Genomic DNA, 17,118 nt, shown 5'->3' with positions numbered 1-17,118 from the left:
GACTCATTCGTCACGATAGCGCCAAGAATTGCGGTAGGCCTCTTCGTCCGACATCAGCACAGGAAACCCTTTGCATAAAGGATCCAGCTCTTGGATGTATTGCTCCGCCCAATTAACCCAGGTTTGCGTAGGTTCAAGATCGTCCGGCGGCTCTTTACCGAGCTTGGCTTTGACCGCCGCAACATAAGCACGAAGAGCCTCAGCCTCGTTGTGCTGGCGGGCCTGCCCTTTCAGAATGGCGACCCGCACGCGTTGAATTTCCTGCAGTCGCCGGCGCTCCGCCTCTTGCAGCTGCCAAATTTCAGCTTGCCGCGCCTGTTCTTCTCGCTCCAGACGTCGGGCACGGAGAGCTGCTCCAGCCAATGAGACGCCCTCGATAAAACTCGGCAGCACCGACTCCAATGTCTGCTTCTTCCCATCGGACCAGTTCGATCTGACGCCAAGGTAGGAGGCGTTCGTGATGGTGAATTTGAGCTCCCCGGACGGCACATAGTCGAATTCCGGTATCTTGCTCCAGGAGTAGAGCTTGCTCTCGCGGACTTCGGTTGGTGTCGGGACGTGCGGAACATTCTTGGCGTTCTCGGCGAGAGAAATCTCGACGCGTTCTCCACTCGCCAACAGCTCCCAATCACCATCCTTCGAAGGCTTGATCTCCCAGTTTTCGGATGGAGCTGCGGCAATGACGCTCGAAATCAGCGACAGCACACGTTCAGCTCCTAGTGGCGACGCGCGGATTTTGAACGGGCTCACGTTGATGTAAGCGAATTCGCCGGGCTTTTTTGAGCGATTGAACGCCTTCCTGATCTTTATCAGCACCGGGTGAGGCTTTTCGATTTTCTCAGCCGTCGGCTCGGCCTGTGGTTCGGAGCCACCTGCCTTCGTGACCTCTGGTTTGATCGGCTTCGGACGCATCTTCACGCCTGGCGAAACCTGAACGCTCACGTTTTCATCAAACCGAGCGATTTCGAGGGGTGGACGTTCTACCGCCTTTCCATGTGCGAGCTTCTGCCAATAACCGAGGGGAGGCACCGGTATATCGTAACGGCGGCATGCCTTCGCGAGTCCTTGGTCGGAGAGCCCAAGCTCAACTGCAAGCTTGTTCATCGGCTTTGACCACACGAGATCATAGATCTGTCTCCGCGACAAACTCATTGGTTTTCCCACATGTCTGGCTTCGAGCCGCACCCTACTTGCGCAAAGGCAGATTGTGCAAGACAGTGCGCGCAACCGAGGAGAATTGCATGACCAAGGCGTGGATGGTTCGGGCGGAGCAGGGCGGACGTCTGTTCGACGTGTTCAGGGACAACAATATCGTAGCGATCGGTTGGGCCGAAGTCGGTGACCTGAGGGATGTGAAATCGAGGAAATCGATCGCCGAACGCGTCGCAGCATCATGGCCAAAAACCAAGCCTCAGAGTGTAGCGATGGGCGCCGGCCAACTGCACAGATTCGTGAACGAGATGGCGATTGGAGATATGGTGGTGACCTATGATCCTTCTCGCCGCGTCTATCTCGTCGGGGAAATAGCCGACGAGTATCGCTTCGATCCGTCGTTCGACGCGGCTGATCCACAGGTGCGGCCAGTGCGATGGAAGGGGGAAGTCAGTCGTGACTTGCTTTCGGTAGCCAGCCGTAACAGCCTCGGCGCGATATCAACACTGTTCCTCCTCTCCCGCGGAGTTGTCGATGATCTTCAAAGGGCGCTGACTTCGGGTGAGCCGGCCAAGATCGAAACGGCGGCCAGCGAAAGTGATGGGGTGGAGGAAGATGTATTTCAGTCAATGGAAGCCCGAGCGTTGGAGTTCATAAAGGATAAGGTGAACGCTCTCGATTGGGACGACATGCAGGATCTGGTTGCAGGCTTGCTACGCTCACTCGGCTACAAGACTCGCGTATCCGATGCCGGGCCCGATCGCGGTAAGGACATCGTTGCGTCGCCTGATGGCTTCGGCTTCGAGTCTCCCCGAATCGTCGTCGAGGTGAAGCACCGCAAGGGAGCGATGGGCGCTCCCGACGTTCGAAGTTTCCTTGGCGGTAGGCACTCGCAGGACAAGGGCCTTTACGTCAGCACCGGGGGCTTCACGCGGGAGGCCCGCTACGAGGCCGAACGTGCGAATATTCCGCTCGCCCTCATGGATCTCGACGAGCTTGTGAAGAGCCTTCTGGAACAGTATGGCAAGCTAGACCTTGAAACTCAGCAGCTCGTGCCCTTGAAGCGCATTTTCATTCCGGGTTGGCCCTAAAAGAGTGTGACTGCCGTTTGACGATGACTCTATTCCAGCTCGGTTGAAGTGCATCCACCAATGCAGCCTCAAGGGCGATGCGGTCCGCTTTCGCGCCGGACTGCGGCCGGAACCAAAGTTCAATCTGGTTGCCGTTGCGCGCTGTTTCAAGGAGGAGATTGTTGACCCGACAATTCGTTTGCTGCCCTCCCTTGAAGCAGTTGCGGGGCGAAATTGAGCCATAGCCAGGACCCCACCGCTGGTGAAGGTTCGCACACTCCCCGACATAAACTGGCTGCCCGACCACAGATACCAGATACACCCCCGCCGCTCTGCTTTTGGAGCTTATGTGAAAACGGCAGAATGGGCCCTGGCCGTAAGCGTGCAGAGGAGTTGACGGCGCTCGGGAAAAACGGTTCTGAGGAAAAAGCTCGATCAGAGCGCCGTCGGAATCGCGTTCAACGACGATAGCACCGATGTAGCCGAATTCGACCTCTGCAAAACATCTCGACACCCGCGTATCGTATGGATCGTGATCTGAAACAGACACGGCCCCGTCTACTCCGCCGCCTCGGTCGACTGGGTGTTTGCCGATTGTCTCGGAGCAAGTTTCATGGCCTCCACAATGTCCATCGTCTCCACGGACACCCGGGTGACGCGCGCGATAAGGTCGATCACCCTCTCCTTGTAGTCGGCAAAGCGGTAGGTATTGAATTTCTCGCGGATGGTTGGGTCTTTCGGAGTTTTTTCTCTGTATTGGTCGAGAACCCATTCAAGACCTGACCGATTACCGAGTTTGTAATCCCAAACTTCTTTCGGAATGCCAGAGATCGTCGTCTCGGTATCCAGGCGGATAATGCCGTTCTCCTTTTCAGCTCTGAGGAGGGTCTTGGGTGCGACGCCTCCGGCGCGCGCTTTTTCGTCTAACATATCTGTTCGAACGAGCGCCCAAGGGTCGACCTTCTCATAGCCAATATGCAGTTCCATTAGCTGCCTGCCCCAGGTCGACCATTGGCGAAAATCTGAATAGAAAGGAACGCGCGGGAACTCACGCTTTAGGTTAAGTGCATATTTTTGGCGATACAGTGGATCGTGCAGCACGCCGTAGACGTAGTGGAAGATGTCTTCCTTGGTGATCTTCGCTGATTTGCCGTAGTGCTTCTCAAACTGACGTAGGCCCCAATCGGTAATGTTGTCCAATCGTTCCCCGGAGGAGGTGTAGCGGTGGAGTGGGAGAAATTGCATGGGATCTAACGAAACTAGCGCATAGTTTGGGATCGCGTCCCCTGCGAGCGCGCAGAATTCCAATCTCTGTCCCTCAACAAATGATATCCATTTGTTACTAGACTTTGATGGACTAAATATCTCTTTCAGTTGGTAGAGATCTTCATTAAGGACCTCGTCATAGTAGACTTTGAATTTTATGAATGGTCTATAAGTAGTGTCCTTGATTTTTCTTGAATCAAAATTAAGTTTACGTCCGCTCCGAAGATGTCTATTTAATTTTCGTGTCCATTTAATGATTTTGTCGGGGGAATCTGTTTCCTTAAGCTGACTGAAATCTGACGCCTCCATTATTTTCTGATAGTGATTGATCAGAAATTCCATCTGATGCGCGACCTCAGCCGAGTTGGGCGCGATAGTCCATTCATCGCGGTTGGTCTTCAGACCTTGAGAGAAGCGTCGAAAAATCGCTCTTTCCTGATTACTGGCTTTTGCTGACTTGGTCTTTTTATCGGCGACAGGGATCAAGTCATCCCAATCATTCACCGTTAGATTAATCCAGTTGCCCTTTTTGTCCGGCTCGACGCGCTCGAAGGTGAGCGTCGACAGCCTGGACGAGGCTAAGAAATCAAGTTTGTCCGCGGCCGTGTCGAATTCTGGCCGGCGAGTATAGAAGATTTTACAGCCCTTTTGCTTTCGGCGCTTTATCAGGAAGGAGATGGCTACGCCGGTCTGGATGCCGAACACGTTATGCTTCGTGCCCGACAGTTTTGGATTGGCGCGCACGTCGCCGCCGAGGTCGACGACGTAGATCTCGTTGAACTCCCCGGCCACCGCCTTGCGGAAGCCGTCGAAGGTGCGGCTGTCGATGAAGCTGCGATTGGTGACGAAGGCGAGCACACCGTCGTCATGCATGCGGTCCGATGCCCAGCGGAAAAACCGAGCATACATGTCGTAGACCTTGGTCTTCTGAGCAGTCGAGAGTTGGATGTAGCTCGATTTGATCAACTCATCGACGCGCGGATAGGCGCGGTTCTTGTTGTTGTCGTTCTCATTGGCTTGATTGGCGTTATATGGTGGGTTGCCGATGATCACTGATATCTTGCGATTGTTCTGCCGTTTCACGCGCTCAACGTTCTCGTCCGACAGCGCCGCAAACATGTCGTGCTGGTGACCAGTGCGAACACGAAGACCCTCGACGTTGTCTAACGTATCAACAAAGCACAGATTGGGAAATTCGGCGAATTGGCCAGAAATCGCGGCATATGTCGCCTCAATGTTCAGGTTGGCGACATAATAGGGCAAGATTGCCACTTCATTAGCGTGCAGCTCATGCCCGTATTTGTAGGCCAACTTTTGTGGGTTGCCGCGGAAATATTCTAGAAGCTCGCAGATAAAGGTGCCGGTGCCGGTCGCCGGGTCAAGGATCTCGACGTGATGGTCGATCAGGTTCTTGTTGAAGTGTTTTTCGCAAAGCCAGTCAGCTCCCTCGATCATGAATTTCACGACTTCATTGGGCGTATACACCACGCCAAGCCGGTCGGCTTTCTTAGTGTCATAAACCTTATAGAAGTTCTCGTAGATCACTTTAAGGAACGTCTGCTTCTCCGAATGGCTGGTGATTTGCGCCGCATTCGCCCGGATTGCAGCATAGTAGGGCTCAAGGCCCTTCAGCGTCTCTCGCTTGACGGCGCCAGTGAAGAACTTGCTTTCCAGGGCATAGAGTTCCTTGGCGATATTGTTCTCGCGGTGGAAATCGCCCTCATTGAACACATGCGCGAATATTTCCTCGGTAAGGATATGCTGGATCAGCATTTCCCGAACATCAGCTTCGCCGAGGGCGGGGTTGATCGTTTCCTTGCAAGCTTCGAGGAAACCAGCCGCGGCATCGCGGAACATGGCGTTTTCAACATAGGCCGTTTCGATGCGCTCGCGGAGTGCAGAAAGCACGGCCGGCAAATCAGCCTTGAACTGCTCGACCGCCTTACGGAACTCGGCAATCTCGGCGCGCTCATAGCTAAAGAACAGTGCAACGAGCTTCAGAAGCGCAGCCGTATCAGTCATCGGCGCGCGCATGACCTCTTGGCGATTTTGATAAAGGACCGCAATCTCCGAGTTCTCGAAGACAATGTTGTCCTGCGGATAACCCTTAGCGAGTTTCTTGCGGATCTCCTCATCGAGATCGTCCTTGGTATCCTTTGCCTCCCAGTGGCCGAGCGGCACCCGGATATCATGCAGCACTGTGCCATCAGGATAAACTGTCGTCCTCATCGAGGTTTGATGGGGGTATTCCTCCATGAAGATGAGCTTGCTTGACGTGGCCCAGGTATCGAGCAGGCGGCGAAATGCAGGCCTGATGATCTGCTCATTCGAGAGCCCCGAGAACCTCCGGAGGCGGTCGATTTCATTCAGGTATTGATTTATCAGGTGCTGACTCATGGTTCCCCCATGAGCGGAACTTACTGGCATTGCTCAGCTTTCGGTAGTGCTTTTATTGCGTTTTATCTGGCTGCAAGATCTTTGAGTCCGGCCTCATGCAACCAGGCGACCCATTGTAAGAGAAACTCGCGGAATCCGGTTTCGCTTATGCGGAGGAGCCGAAGACTTTCTGTGACCGAGCTACCGGGCGGGCAGTAATCACGCTTTTCGCACCTAACTCTAGGGTAGCGAGGTTTCGCGCTCACCAAACACAGCATAGATGCCTGACCAGGAGTGGTCCTTCCCTCTTTATTCAGATAGAGGATGCCCCCATGTGACAACGCGTTCCGCAAACACGATAGAAAGGCGGAAAAATCCATGCGTCGGGCGGCATGGCGAGCCTCTTCCGCATCGAGCAGAGCCGCTAAATCGTCACTTAATCCGTCAGCGATGTTGAATGGTTCGACCTTACTGAGGTAGGCCCAGTCAAATGCTTCCAGTTGCGGATGATCCGCTAACTTTTTTCCTCTGGTGGCAGCATCGATTCGCTCGGCGAGTCGCTGCGACCGCCCCCGATCGTTAGCGTAACCCACGTCCTCGTTCTGATGTTTTTGGATGCGTTCAATGGGTATCGTGAGCATTGGCGTGGCAAGTGCCAGGGTAAGCGTGGTCGTAAGTGGTCCACCGTGTCGGGCCGCAAATTCTTCATCCTGTTGAACGATCGGCAGAAGGTGATTGAGAAGGTCCAGACAACGGATCGGCAGATCCAAGCTGTAACTGTTCATTGGCAATACCATCGACGCCCTCTCCGCTTCTGTCTGATCGTTCTAAGCTGCCAGTCTAGGAAGTCTAGCTGGATCTCCGAGCGGCACATGCCGGCCACAATTGATTTGGGCCGCATTCCAATCGAGGGAGCTTTCGGTCTTGCTGATGAACCCGACCGCGCCGACAAGGCGCCAACCGGCCCCGCGGAGAGGTGGCAGAGTGGTTGAATGCACCGCACTCGAAATGCGGCATGGGTGCAAGCCCATCGGGGGTTCGAATCCCCCCCTCTCCGCCAGTAACGTTCAAACCGGCGCCTGACTGCTGCGCGCCGAGACTGCCGCCCTGTTTCCCGCCAAACCGTTCCTCGCCCACGCCGCCCAAAGCTCCGCTGACGGCAACCAGATCCAGCCTCCGGCTTCATCACCGACGGCTTCCGACTTGCCGACAGCAGCGCACGCCGCCGTCAACAGGCAGATCCAGGCTGCCCGTCTTTCGTGATCATATTCGGCCATGATCTTCTGCAGCAGGCACTCGTTGCGCCAGCCGACGTAACCAAGCAGTGTTTCGAAAACACCGGCCTCAACGGCATGGTCGTACAGCCAGTCGAACTTCTTCCGCCTCGCGGCCTTCGACATGGCAAAACGCTCATCCTCAAGCAGAACCCCGAGAAAAGCGTTGGGGAAGGCTTCGATGATCGCGGTGCCGGGGATGATGGCTTTGCCGATCGGCGTCGTGTCCGCGAGGTGGCTCACCTGTGCGGCAGTCTCGGCGGCGGCTTTTCTCAAGGCTCGGCCGTAGCCGTGCTGGCTAAGGCCCGGTTTGCAGCGTTTCTGAAAGGCGCCACGGGTGAAAAGGCGTTCGCAGAGGCGGTCGAGATCGTCGGGCGCGTCGGGAGGAGTGAGAGGTCCGTCGATGGCGATCACAGCGAATGTCGTTGACGCGGGAATGTGGCGTTGTCGGCGCTCCCAATCGGTGTGCGTCCTCGCGGCGCCGCAGTCGTCGCCGATGCTCCAAGCAAGGCCCGTGGTGGGGCGGGAGCGTGAGTAGCCGACATCGATGCCGAGCAGTGCGAGTTTGTCAAAGGGCATTTCTTTTCCCGTCGCCGCTGTCTGCGTCGGGTCGAAGCTCGCCGAAGCGGAAGTGTTACCCATGTGTTCGGTCCGCTATAGCAGCAGGTCGTCAGCCTTCGGGCCGGCTCCCGGCTCGAGCCCCGCATTCCTCTTGAGCCACACCTCCAATGCCGCGATCACCGACAGTCTGAGGCTCGCGTTGCGGGTCAGCGCGCGGGCAAGCGGGCGGCCATCGGGCGGGAAGCCCAGTTCGCGCATCACGTCGTTGGGGCTCAGCCGGCGCCGGGCCATGATCGTCCGGATCTCGGCGATGGTGGAGGGAAGCAGGTAGCGGCCGCTGGCGATCGGGGTTCCGGCGGGCCGCACATCCGCTGCCGGAGAGGGAACGGGCGGGGTCGTGGCGATCGCGGGCAGCGCACCTTTGGCGGCGAGCCATGTCAGGAAGCTGTCGCGCTCGACATCGCTCGCCTTCATCCAGGAGTTCTTGAGCTTATCAAGCCGGGTGCGCTCCGGCTTCAGGCCGGCGCGGACGAGCGCTTTGCGCAACGACGGGATCTCCCCGGTGAGCAGCGCGGCGTGGATGTCCGGGAAATCGGTCTTGAGCCGTTGCAGGTGGAGCTCATCGCGCTTCGTTTTCTTCGCCATCTTGGTTCCGACAGTGATTTCCATCGTCGTCTACCGTGCCAGGAGCGACGGGGCGAGCAAAAAACATCTCGGTGCCCGCTGGCACCGTCTGCCCTGTCGCCCATCTCCCCCACAAGGGGGATGAAGGCAAGAGGCGCCGCGCTTCCTCTCGTCGCCTCTCAAGCTCGGCACAAGTCAGCCTTTCTACCATCGCGTCAACAGCCGGGATGTGACGCGGCGAAAAGGACAATGAGATGTCTAGCGATATTGACAGCGATCCGCGGGATTCGACGGTCGCCCTCTACCTCATGAACAATGACGGCGACGAGCTCACCGATATTCTGGTCGCTGCGCTCGAAGATGCATTCCGAATCCTCAAAGAGGAATGGGCCCGGACGATGCATTGAGGCGTTTGCCGGGAACCCGGCTTTTCGCAGCGCCCGACGCTCTCAAAAGGCGCCAGAAAGTCCAGCCTCATTCAAGCGCGCCGTACCAAGTTCTCCACTGAAGCCGCCAGCCTCAGCAACCTTTCGTCCGCCCCGTTTCGCGCCATCAGCATCAGCCCGGCCGGCAGGCGCGTGCCCGGCATCGGCACGGTGATCGCCGTCAGGTCGAACTGATTGGCGACCTGCGTGTTGCGCAGCAGCAGGTCTTCGACGCGGCGGTACTCTCTTTTGTCGCCCTCCACCGAGGCGATGCTGACGGCGGAAATAGGGGTTGTCGGCAGGAGGATGAGATCGAAAGGCGTCAGCCGTTCGTCCATGGCGCGGACGAGCTTTTGCCGCGTCCTCAGCAGGTTTTCGATGGCCGAGTCGGGGACCGCGAGGCGGCGGCGGAGCGTCGATTTCACGCGGATGTCGACGGGTGCGTTCTCGTCCGTCAGCCAATCGACATGGATGCGGCTCGCTTCGAGTCCGGCAAGGGAGCCGATCGAGGTCGCCTCGGCGAAACGGGCGAGGAGATCGTCAATCGGGCAGTCGGCGAGCTTTGCGCCGGCGCGCGCGAGCATTTGCAGGCTCGCGTCGAACGCCCTGGCGATGTCTGGCGCAAGGCCCTCCAGGAGAAGACCTTGCGGAATGGCGAGTTTCAGACCCCCAAGCGAGAGCGGCGTCAACGGCTTCGGCATTTCGCCGGCCATGACCGCGTCGGCGGCCGCGCAGTCGGCAGCGGTCCGGGCAAGCGCGCCGATCGAATCGAGGCTGGGCGAGAGCGGAAAGGCGCCGTCGAGGGGTAGGCGGCGGGCGCTCGGCTTGAAGCCGACGAGGCCGTGAAGTGCCGCCGGGATGCGCACGGAGCCGCCGGTGTCGGAGCCGATGGCGATCTCGCTCGTGCCTTCCGCCACCGAGACGGCAGCACCGGACGACGAGCCGCCGGGAATGAGGCTCGCGTCGATCGCGTTGCTGGGCACCGGATAATGCGGATTGAGACCAACGGCGGTGAAGGCGAACTCCGTCATATGCGTCTTACCGATGATGACGGCGCCCGCGGCGCGCAAGCGCCGGACAACCGCGGCGTCTGCTTTTGCGGGTGGAGCGTCGCGACGGATGATCGAGCCGGCAAGCGTCGGCTCGCCGGCGATATCGAAGAGGTCCTTGATCGAGACGATCCGGCCGTCGAGGGGCCCGAGGCTTTTTCCCTCGCGACGCCGCCGGTCGGCGGCATCGGCTTCCGCGCGGGCGGTTGCGTGATAGAGCTTCATGAAGACGCGTTCTTCGGCGCGTCGGTCGTCGAGCCGCGTCAGAATGGTTTCGAGCTGGTCGCGGGAAGCGGCGTTCGATTGGCGCAAGGCGAGACCTCGTGAAACGGAGACAGCCGCGGGGCGTGCACCAAAGGTACGTACCGCTTGAGGGCCGGCGATGGCAGCTATGGTTTATAGCGCCGCGCGTTTGTTATACAATAAAGAGCACAAGAGCTGCCGGAATCCATCGGGAGGCGCCAATGCCGATCCTGCGATCGTCTGCAATCCTCGACTCCTCTGCAATCCACGAGGTCAGATACGATGCGCCGCGCCGGACGCTGAGCATCTGGTTCATGGGCAAGCGCAGGCCCTACCATTACCTCGATGTTCCGGAGCGCGTGTACGAGGAACTCCTGCATGCGGATTCCGCCGGGAACTACTTCAATCACAACATAAAAAATCACTACGATTTCATGCATTGAAGGTCCCCCTCATCCGCCTAGGCGCTCTTCTCCCGATCACTACGGGGAGAAGGTGCCGGCACGCAGGTGAGGGGCAAACGATGTTCGGCCTCGCCATGTGTTTAAGGCCGCATCAGCGCGTTCAATCTCCACACTTTCACAGAACTGTCGCCAAACCGTTCAAATAGTTTCATGTGCTTGTAAAGCCGCTGACATGCGGCTCGCCAATGGTCCGCTCGCGAAAGCGATGATTCGCGAAACGGAACCGGAGGCAGGTTTTGGCTCATCGAAACACGCTGACGAGGCGTTCTTTTCTCTTTTCCGCCGGCGCCGCCGGCCTCGCCGCTTCTTCCGGACTTGCGACCCCCTTTTATGCCCGCGGCTACGGCCGGCCGGAATTCCTGCATGGGGTGCAATCCGGCGATGTCGATACGCAATCGGGCATGATCTGGACGCGGGTGGATCGACCGGCGCGGGTGGCGATCGAATATTCCACCACCGACAGCTTCGCGGACGCCGCCCGGCTTCCCGACATCGATGCGACGCCGCAGACCGATTGCGCCATCAAGTGCCGGCTCGACCATCTGCTGCCGGACCAGGACATCTTCTACCGCTTCACAGCCACCGATCTCTATGATGGCAACCGCGTTTCCGAACCGGTCGTCGGGCGGTTCCGCACGGCGCCGCTCCGCCGCCGGTCGGTGCGCTTCGTCTGGTCCGGCGATACGGCGGGGCAGGGCTGGGGCATCGACGAGGTCGGCATGAAGACCTATTCGACCATGCTTCTCCATGAGCCGGATTTCTTCATTCATTCCGGCGATACGATCTATGCCGACAATCCGATCCCCGACGAGATTAAGCTGCGCGACGGCGGCATGTGGAAGAACCGGATCGTGACGCCCGAGAAGCGCGACGTCGCCCGCACGCTCGAGGAATATCGCGGGCAATGGAAATACAACCTACTCGACGAGCACGTGCGGGGCTTGAACGCCGTCTGTCCGACTTTCTACCAGTGGGACGACCACGAGGTGCTGAACAACTGGTCGGCCTCGACGGACCTTCGCGACGATCCGCGCTATCCGGAAAAGGATGTCGCCGTCTACGCATCTCGTGCGGCCCGCGCGTTCCATGAGATGACGCCGATCCGCACGCTGCCGACGCAGCCGGGCCGCATCTTCCGCAAGATCGCCTATGGGCCGCTGCTCGACGTCTTCTTCGTCGATCTGCGCTCCTATCGCGGACCGAACCAGGGGGAGGGGGATTCCGGCCTTTTCGGCTGGCGGCAGGCGGATTGGCTGAAGCGCGAGCTTGCGGCCTCCAGCGCCACCTGGAAGGTGATCGCCTGCGACATGCCGGTCGGCCTCGTCGTCTGGGATGACTATTCGGCAAAGCGCGGATCGGATGCGATCGCCAATGGCGACAACGGCGCGCCCAAGGGCCGGGAGACGGAATTCGCCGATCTCTTGCGCTTCATCCGCGACAATGCGATCGAGAACATCGTCTGGCTGACGGCGGACGTGCATTACACAGCGGCGCATCATTACGATCCGTCGCGTGCGGCCTTCAAGGATTTCTTGCCCTTCTGGGAGTTCGTCTCGGGGCCCCTCCACTCCGGCACCTATGGGCCAAAGGAGCTCGACATGACTTTCGGCCCGGAGGTCCGCTTCATCAAGGCCTCTGGCGGAGGCATCGACAGCAATCTGCCGCCTTCGGCGGGCCTGCAATTCTTCGGCATCGTCGACATCAGCGGACAAACCCGGCAGATGACGGTACGGCTCATGGACCGGCAGGACCAGGAACTCTGGCGGGTGACACTCGATCCGGCGGCCGTCGCATGAGGCGAGAGAGCTTTATGCACGCCTGCTCTGCGTTCCGGCCCCCTTTCGCTCATGCGAAAAAACCTGTATGAGCGCGGCAACTGAAAAAGCGGTACCCGCCTTGCTGGGCGTACCCACGAACTTTCCGAGACAAAAAATGAGCATTCGTAACATCGCGATCATCGCGCACGTCGACCATGGGAAGACCACGCTCGTTGACGAACTCCTGAAGCAATCGGGCTCCTTCCGCGAAAACCAGCGCGTTGCCGAACGCGTGATGGATTCCAACGATTTGGAAAAGGAACGCGGTATCACCATTCTCGCCAAGGCGACCTCGGTCGAGTGGAAGGGTACGCGTATCAATATCGTCGACACCCCCGGACACGCGGACTTCGGTGGCGAGGTCGAGCGCATCCTGTCGATGGTGGACGGCGCGATCGTGCTCGTCGACGCCTCCGAAGGGCCGATGCCGCAGACCAAGTTCGTCGTCGGCAAGGCGCTGAAGGTGGGCCTCAAGCCGATCGTCGCGATCAACAAGATCGATCGCCCGGACGGCCGCCACGAGGAAGTCGTCAACGAGGTCTTCGACCTCTTCGCCGCGCTCGACGCGACCGACGAGCAGCTCGACTTCCCGATCCTCTATGGTTCGGGTCGCGACGGCTGGATGAACGTCAATCCCGAAGGTCCGAAGGACCAGGGAATGGCACCGTTGCTCGATCTGGTTCTGAAGCACGTTCCCGAGCCGACGGTGGCGGAAGGGCCGTTCCGCATGATCGGCACGATCCTCGAGGCAAACCCCTTCCTCGGCCGCATCATCACCGGTCGCGTACATTCCGGTTCCGTCAAGCCGAACCAGGCCGTAAAGGTGCTGGGTCAGGATGGCAAGCTGCTCGAGTCCGGCCGTATTTCGAAGATCCTCGCCTTCCGCGGCATCGAGCGTCAGCCGATCGAGGAGGCGCATGCCGGGGACATCGTCGCAATCGCCGGACTGACCAAGGGCACCGTCGCCGATACCTTCTGCGATCCCTCCGTGACCGAGGCGCTGACAGCCCAGCCGATCGATCCGCCGACCGTCACCATGTCTTTTATCGTCAACGACTCGCCGCTTGCCGGTACCGAGGGCGACAAGGTCACCTCGCGCGTCATCCGTGATCGGTTGTTCAAGGAAGCGGAAGGCAACGTCGCGCTGAAGATCGAGGAATCCTCCGAGAAGGACTCCTTCTTCGTTTCCGGCCGCGGCGAACTCCAGCTCGCGGTGCTGATCGAGACGATGCGCCGCGAAGGCTTCGAGCTTGCGGTTTCCCGTCCGCGCGTCGTCATGCACAAGGACGAGAGCGGCCAACTCCTGGAGCCGGTCGAGGAAGTCGTCATCGACGTCGACGAGGAGCATTCCGGCGTCGTCGTGCAGAAGATGTCGGAGCGCAAGGCCGAGATGGTGGAACTCCGTCCCTCCGGCGGCAACCGCGTCCGCCTCGTTTTCTTCGCGCCGACCCGCGGCCTCATCGGCTACCAGTCGGAGCTTCTGACCGACACGCGCGGTACGGCGATCATGAACCGTCTGTTCCACGACTATCAGCCCTACAAGGGCGAGATCGGAGGCCGCATCAACGGCGTGCTGCTCGCCAACGAGCCGGGCGAGGCGGTCGCCTACGCGCTCTTCAATCTCGAAGACCGCGGGCCGATGGTGATCGAGCCGGGCGAAAAGGTCTATGAGGGCATGATCATCGGCATTCACACCCGCGACAACGACCTTGAGGTCAACGTGTTGAAGGGCAAGAAGCTCACCAACATGCGCGCTGCCGGCAAGGACGAGGCGGTCCGCCTAACGCCGCCGATCAAGATGACGCTCGAGCGGGCGCTTTCCTGGATCCAGGATGACGAGCTGGTAGAAGTGACGCCGAAGTCGATCCGGCTCCGCAAGCTCCACCTCGATCCGCACGAGCGTAAACGCTTCGAGAAGTCCCGCACCGCCGGCGCGGCATAAGCGGGCCGGGCGACGGGCTGACCCATATTTTGATTGTCGATTGCAAAACCCCGGAGCGATCCGGGGTTTTTGCTGTGTGTGCCGTTCGCGGCCGGCTTGCGGATAAAGTTAAAAAGGCGTTAACCTTCGGGGGGATGCCGTTAAAGTTGCCTGTGGGTTAACGGGCCGCGGCAACCCGGCGGGATTCCGGTTCGCAGTGTCGTGTGTTTAGAGTCAGGTCATGAAGACTGTTTCGATCGAGGTGAGGCCCGGGGAGCCGCATGAGGCGGCCGCAATCGCCGACGCGCATCGCGTTTCTTGGCTGCAGACATATGGGGGCATCATTCCGCACCGCCCTCTGATCCGGATGGTCAACCGGCGCGACGAGATGTGGTGGCGGAAGGCCACGCGCGGTCCCGCGACGCTGCTCGTCGTCGACGTGGCGGGAACCGTAGCCGGCTATGCGACGCTGGGCTTGAGCCGCGCGCGAGCGCTGCCGCAGGAGGGCGAGATCTACGAGATCTATCTGCGCCCGGAATATCAGGGCATCGGCCTCGGCCGCGTCCTCTTCGGCGAGGCAAAGAGCCTCCTGAAATCGCTCGGCTGCGAAGGGCTCGTCGTCTGGTGCTTGGAAGACAGCGAGCACGCCTATAATTTCTTCCTGTCGGCCGGCGGCCGCGACATAGCCGAGGGTATGGAAGATTTCGGCGAGAAGCACCTGAAGAAGGTCGGCTTCGTCTGGAACTAAAGCGAGATCACTAAAATCGGAAGAGGTTAGTCCGGCAGTACGCTGTTGGGTTCGGCTGCCTTGTCGCCGCGCTTGCCATGGTAGGCCGCTTGGTCAATGCCACAGCGGAAGGTCGGCGCCACCTCGTCGGCGATCTTGCGGGCGAGTGCGTTGGGATCGGGATTGGCCAGTGCATCGACATAGCCGGCGACGCAGCCCTTGCCGTCTTCCTTCTGCGCAACCTTCGATACGACAAGAACTTGGCCTTCAAGCGCAGGAAACGATTCGCCCGTCTTCGGATCGGGGTTTTCGATGACCCAGCGCAAGATCGTTGCGACGGGGGTGCCGCCTTTGGCGATGCGCCATTCCACCGTCGTGCCGGCGTGGTTGAAGGGGAAGAAGCTCTCGAATGCCTCGTCGATATAGCGCTTGTTGAGATGCCCGAAGGAGAAGCTCTGGCGGATGTCGATCTCCTTGAAATGAACCGGATAATCGTCATGGCCCGGGCAAGTCATCAGGGAGTACCAGCCCGGCTCCTCTTCGATCGTCTTGCACTCGTCGCGACTGACGTCGACATAGAGGCTTTCATTTGCCATTGCCGGCCCGACTGACAACAGGACCAGCGACAGCCATGCAACCTTTCCGTTCATCGTGATCTCCCTCGAACGAGATTTCGGCACCACGCAGGTCGTTCGGCGACGACGAAACGACCGGTTGAATCTGCACTGCGGACGAAAGTTTTATTGCATCGCGGCATGTTTCCCTTTATCGACGGGCGACTTTTCAACAACCCTGGAGGTGCTCATGCGGATCGACGCGATTTCCATCGGAAAGAATCCACCAGAAGATGTCAACGTGATCGTTGAAGTTCCCGTCGGCGGCCATCCGATCAAGTACGAGATGGACAAGGAAGCCGGCACGCTGGTGGTCGACCGCTTCCTCTACACGCCGATGACCTATCCGGGGAACTACGGCTTCGTGCCGCACACGCTTTCCGATGACGGCGATCCGATCGACGTGCTCATCTGCAACACCCGTCCGCTGGTGCCGGGCTGCGTCATCAATGTCCGCCCGATCGGCGTGATGATGATGGAAGACAATTCCGGCAAGGACGAGAAGGTCATCGCGGTTCCTTCGGCGCATCTCACCAAGCGTTACGACAAGGTGCACGACTACACCGACCTGCCGGAAATCACCTTGAAGCAGATCGAGCATTTCTTCGAGCATTACAAGGATCTGGAACCCGGCAAGTGGGTGAAGATCTTCGGCTGGAGGGATGCGACCGTCGCCAGGCAACTGATCGTCGAAGCGATCGAGCGCGCCAAAACCAAGAAGTAATTATTCCGTCGTGCCGGCGATGTCGGCGAGGCGTTTCGCGATAGCCTCCGGATCGGCCTCGATCCGGAGGATTTTTTTGCGCTGGGTGTCGCCGGAGACGAGCGAGACCTTGTTCTTCGCGAGACCGAGCGCCTTGGCAAGAGCGGCGATGAGCGCCTCATTCGCCTTGCCCTTTTCCGGGACGGCGCGCACCCGCACTTTGAGGTGTTCCTCGCCGTCGGCCGCCGTTTCGAAGCCGTCTATCGCATCGCGCCCGCCGTTCGGCGTCAGTCGTACGGTCAGGCGCACATGGTTGCCGTGACTGGTGAGCGCGGCGCGCGCCACGTCAGAGCGGGATGAGGAAAATTGTGTGCGGTTTTCCGCCCGCATCCCGCTCTCACTCCTTAGAAGCGATCACGTTCATGAATTTTGGTCGAACCGACCAAAATTCATCGTGATCTAGCGGATGAGGGCCGGAGCGATCGTCGTATTCAGGAAGAGCTGGATGAAATAGAGGATCACCAGCACCACGAGCGGAGAAAGATCGACTCCGCCCAGGTCCGGCAGCACGCGACGGATCGGCCTGTAGAGCGGTTCGGTGAGCTGATAGAGCGAACGGCCGATCATGTTGATCGCCTGATTGTTCACGTTGATCACGTTGAACGCATAGAGCCAGGAAAAGATGGCCGAGGCGATGATCAGAAACCACGCGATGTTGATGATGAAATTCAAGGTGCCGATGACAGCAAGCATGCCCGTCTCCAATTCATTGTCGACAGACATGTAGACATTGGAAACTAAACGGGCAAGTACGCCGCTACGCCTCGCACGA

At 59.2% G+C, this 17,118-nt stretch carries 17 protein-coding genes and 1 tRNA gene; 8 read left to right on the top strand and 10 right to left on the bottom strand.

What is annotated here, in order from left to right; translation table 11 throughout:
- Positions 1-3: 3 nt before the first annotated feature.
- Positions 4-1,152, bottom strand: a complete 1,149-nt coding sequence (locus AYK65_RS15850) for a sensor histidine kinase (RefSeq protein WP_081158954.1) — start codon at positions 1,150-1,152, stop codon at positions 4-6.
- A gap of 89 nt (positions 1,153-1,241) precedes the next feature.
- Between AYK65_RS15850 and AYK65_RS15845 the strand changes: the two genes are divergently transcribed.
- Entirely contained in the window at positions 1,242-2,243 is a 1,002-nt protein-coding gene (locus AYK65_RS15845) for a restriction endonuclease (protein ID WP_244559984.1), read from the top strand.
- On the opposite strand, the gene AYK65_RS31720 is transcribed toward AYK65_RS15845, so the two are convergent.
- The 3 genes from AYK65_RS31720 to AYK65_RS15835 form a co-directional block, all read right to left on the bottom strand.
- On the bottom strand, positions 2,224-2,772 hold the full coding sequence (locus AYK65_RS31720; protein ID WP_139793194.1) for a GIY-YIG nuclease family protein: 549 nt from the start codon (positions 2,770-2,772) through the stop codon (positions 2,224-2,226). The genes AYK65_RS15845 and AYK65_RS31720 overlap by 20 nt on opposite strands.
- 8 nt (positions 2,773-2,780) lie before the next feature.
- Positions 2,781-5,885, bottom strand: a complete 3,105-nt coding sequence (locus AYK65_RS15840; RefSeq protein ID WP_081158952.1) for a type ISP restriction/modification enzyme — start codon at positions 5,883-5,885, stop codon at positions 2,781-2,783.
- Between the two features lie 62 nt (positions 5,886-5,947).
- Complete coding sequence (locus AYK65_RS15835) at positions 5,948-6,661, bottom strand: hypothetical protein (protein ID WP_081158951.1); 714 nt, start codon at positions 6,659-6,661, stop codon at positions 5,948-5,950.
- A gap of 173 nt (positions 6,662-6,834) precedes the next feature.
- Here AYK65_RS15835 and AYK65_RS15830 point away from each other — a divergent pair.
- Positions 6,835-6,924 (top strand) — tRNA-Ser (locus AYK65_RS15830).
- A 7-nt stretch (positions 6,925-6,931) separates the two neighbouring features.
- Here the strand turns inward: AYK65_RS15830 and AYK65_RS15825 are convergent.
- The gene (locus AYK65_RS15825; RefSeq protein ID WP_234706843.1) at positions 6,932-7,780 is read right to left on the bottom strand and encodes a DUF429 domain-containing protein; all 849 of its coding nucleotides are present in this window, start codon (positions 7,778-7,780) and stop codon (positions 6,932-6,934) included.
- A 12-nt stretch (positions 7,781-7,792) separates the two neighbouring features.
- Positions 7,793-8,344, bottom strand: coding sequence for a hypothetical protein (locus AYK65_RS15820; RefSeq protein WP_046120685.1), 552 nt, complete (start codon positions 8,342-8,344; stop codon positions 7,793-7,795).
- A gap of 233 nt (positions 8,345-8,577) precedes the next feature.
- Here AYK65_RS15820 and AYK65_RS31715 point away from each other — a divergent pair, with 233 nt between their 5' ends.
- A complete protein-coding gene (locus AYK65_RS31715; protein ID WP_139015730.1) occupies positions 8,578-8,730 on the top strand; it encodes a hypothetical protein in 153 nt (50 codons plus the stop codon).
- A gap of 71 nt (positions 8,731-8,801) precedes the next feature.
- Here AYK65_RS31715 and AYK65_RS15815 read toward each other — a convergent pair whose 3' ends face one another.
- A complete protein-coding gene (locus AYK65_RS15815; protein WP_046120540.1) occupies positions 8,802-10,109 on the bottom strand; it encodes an amidase in 1,308 nt (435 codons plus the stop codon).
- A gap of 152 nt (positions 10,110-10,261) precedes the next feature.
- Between AYK65_RS15815 and AYK65_RS15810 the strand changes: the two genes are divergently transcribed.
- The 4 genes from AYK65_RS15810 (at position 10,262) to AYK65_RS15795 (ending at position 14,990) form a co-directional block, all read left to right on the top strand.
- Positions 10,262-10,483 carry a KTSC domain-containing protein gene (locus AYK65_RS15810; RefSeq protein WP_081158949.1) on the top strand — a complete coding sequence of 74 codons (222 nt, stop codon included), beginning with the start codon at positions 10,262-10,264 and terminating at the stop codon, positions 10,481-10,483.
- 257 nt (positions 10,484-10,740) lie between these two features.
- The gene (locus AYK65_RS15805) at positions 10,741-12,300 is read left to right on the top strand and encodes an alkaline phosphatase D family protein (protein WP_081158948.1); all 1,560 of its coding nucleotides are present in this window, start codon (positions 10,741-10,743) and stop codon (positions 12,298-12,300) included.
- Positions 12,301-12,436: 136 nt separating this feature from the next.
- Positions 12,437-14,263 (top strand): translational GTPase TypA, encoded by a 1,827-nt coding sequence (typA, locus tag AYK65_RS15800; protein ID WP_026615481.1) that lies wholly within the window; start codon positions 12,437-12,439, stop codon positions 14,261-14,263.
- A 220-nt stretch (positions 14,264-14,483) separates the two neighbouring features.
- Positions 14,484-14,990 carry a GNAT family N-acetyltransferase gene (locus AYK65_RS15795; protein ID WP_026615482.1) on the top strand — a complete coding sequence of 169 codons (507 nt, stop codon included), beginning with the start codon at positions 14,484-14,486 and terminating at the stop codon, positions 14,988-14,990.
- Positions 14,991-15,016: 26 nt separating this feature from the next.
- Here AYK65_RS15795 and AYK65_RS15790 read toward each other — a convergent pair whose 3' ends face one another.
- Complete coding sequence (locus tag AYK65_RS15790; protein ID WP_081158946.1) at positions 15,017-15,619, bottom strand: hypothetical protein; 603 nt, start codon at positions 15,617-15,619, stop codon at positions 15,017-15,019.
- Between the two features lie 154 nt (positions 15,620-15,773).
- Between AYK65_RS15790 and ppa the strand changes: the two genes are divergently transcribed.
- Positions 15,774-16,307: an inorganic diphosphatase gene (gene ppa / locus AYK65_RS15785; protein ID WP_026615483.1), complete on the top strand. Its 534-nt coding sequence runs from the start codon at positions 15,774-15,776 to the stop codon at positions 16,305-16,307.
- Here ppa and AYK65_RS15780 read toward each other — a convergent pair whose 3' ends face one another.
- A complete protein-coding gene (locus AYK65_RS15780) occupies positions 16,308-16,676 on the bottom strand; it encodes a DUF167 family protein (RefSeq protein ID WP_081158945.1) in 369 nt (122 codons plus the stop codon).
- A gap of 69 nt (positions 16,677-16,745) precedes the next feature.
- Positions 16,746-17,039, bottom strand: coding sequence for a YggT family protein (locus AYK65_RS15775; RefSeq protein WP_026615485.1), 294 nt, complete (start codon positions 17,037-17,039; stop codon positions 16,746-16,748).
- Between the last annotated feature and the right edge of the window lie 79 nt (positions 17,040-17,118).

It is taken from the genome of Ensifer aridi, from assembly GCF_002078505.1.
GTDB classification, from domain to species: Bacteria; Pseudomonadota; Alphaproteobacteria; order Rhizobiales; family Rhizobiaceae; genus Sinorhizobium; species Sinorhizobium aridi.
Note: the sequence above shows the minus strand (reverse complement) of the source record. Positions and strands in the feature narration are given on the sequence as shown.

Coding starts and splice junctions, on each gene's coding strand:
- AYK65_RS15790 (WP_081158946.1), bottom strand. CDS start 15,619: ATGAACGGAAAGGTTGCATGGCTGTCGCTGGTCCTGTTGTCAGTCGGG.
- AYK65_RS15795 (WP_026615482.1), top strand. CDS start 14,484: ATGAAGACTGTTTCGATCGAGGTGAGGCCCGGGGAGCCGCATGAGGCG.
- typA (WP_026615481.1), top strand. CDS start 12,437: ATGAGCATTCGTAACATCGCGATCATCGCGCACGTCGACCATGGGAAG.
- AYK65_RS15840 (WP_081158952.1), bottom strand. CDS start 5,885: ATGAGTCAGCACCTGATAAATCAATACCTGAATGAAATCGACCGCCTC.
- AYK65_RS15775 (WP_026615485.1), bottom strand. CDS start 17,039: ATGCTTGCTGTCATCGGCACCTTGAATTTCATCATCAACATCGCGTGG.
- ppa (WP_026615483.1), top strand. CDS start 15,774: ATGCGGATCGACGCGATTTCCATCGGAAAGAATCCACCAGAAGATGTC.
- AYK65_RS15845 (WP_244559984.1), top strand. CDS start 1,242: ATGACCAAGGCGTGGATGGTTCGGGCGGAGCAGGGCGGACGTCTGTTC.
- AYK65_RS15825 (WP_234706843.1), bottom strand. CDS start 7,780: ATGGGTAACACTTCCGCTTCGGCGAGCTTCGACCCGACGCAGACAGCG.
- AYK65_RS15835 (WP_081158951.1), bottom strand. CDS start 6,661: ATGGTATTGCCAATGAACAGTTACAGCTTGGATCTGCCGATCCGTTGT.
- AYK65_RS31715 (WP_139015730.1), top strand. CDS start 8,578: ATGTCTAGCGATATTGACAGCGATCCGCGGGATTCGACGGTCGCCCTC.
- AYK65_RS15810 (WP_081158949.1), top strand. CDS start 10,262: ATGCCGATCCTGCGATCGTCTGCAATCCTCGACTCCTCTGCAATCCAC.
- AYK65_RS15820 (WP_046120685.1), bottom strand. CDS start 8,344: ATGGCGAAGAAAACGAAGCGCGATGAGCTCCACCTGCAACGGCTCAAG.
- AYK65_RS15850 (WP_081158954.1), bottom strand. CDS start 1,152: ATGAGTTTGTCGCGGAGACAGATCTATGATCTCGTGTGGTCAAAGCCG.
- AYK65_RS15780 (WP_081158945.1), bottom strand. CDS start 16,676: ATGCGGGCGGAAAACCGCACACAATTTTCCTCATCCCGCTCTGACGTG.